The sequence below is a fragment of the Pseudomonas sp. 67(2021) genome, from assembly GCF_017491835.1.
Taxonomy (GTDB): Bacteria; Pseudomonadota; Gammaproteobacteria; order Pseudomonadales; family Pseudomonadaceae; genus Aquipseudomonas; species Aquipseudomonas atacamensis.
The window spans coordinates 1-472 of record NZ_JAFGYL010000087.1; the positions used below are offsets into that span (position 1 = coordinate 1).

Annotated in this window: 1 protein-coding gene; it reads left to right on the forward strand. The window is 62.9% G+C overall.

Annotated features, from left to right (window positions below):
• Positions 1-472, forward strand: a 472-nt coding sequence (locus J5M66_RS26635) for a DUF1071 domain-containing protein (RefSeq protein ID WP_207817547.1), incomplete at both ends; no start/stop codon positions are given.

Genomic DNA, 472 nt, shown 5'->3' on the forward strand with positions numbered 1-472 from the left:
GTCGTGGCCATCGACATGAACGGACATCGGACCTGGCTGCCGATCCTCGATGCGCGCAACGAAGCGGTCCCGACCTCGCGTCTGACGTCTCGCGACGTGAACGACGCGATCAATCGCTGCCGCGCCAAGGCGATTGCCTCGGTGCTTGGTGTTGGACTTGGCCTGTACGGCAAGTACGACGAGGCAGCGGCGTTTTTGCGCGCCCTCAACGTAGGTCCAGCAACTGACCTCGCAAAGATGGCGCCCCTGACCGTGAAAAAGGGGGGTGACAAGGGGCCGCCGTACGTTTCATGGCCCGCCGCGCTGGCGGCATGCCGGATCACCGACCCGGAGTTCAGCTGGGAGGTGATCGAGTATGAGTCGGTTGACCCGGTCAGCGGGGAGATTGGCGAGCAGCCGTACGTCGTCATTGGCCAGAGCTATATGGTCTCGGTCAAGGTGACCTACAAGGGCCAGAGCCACATCGAGATGC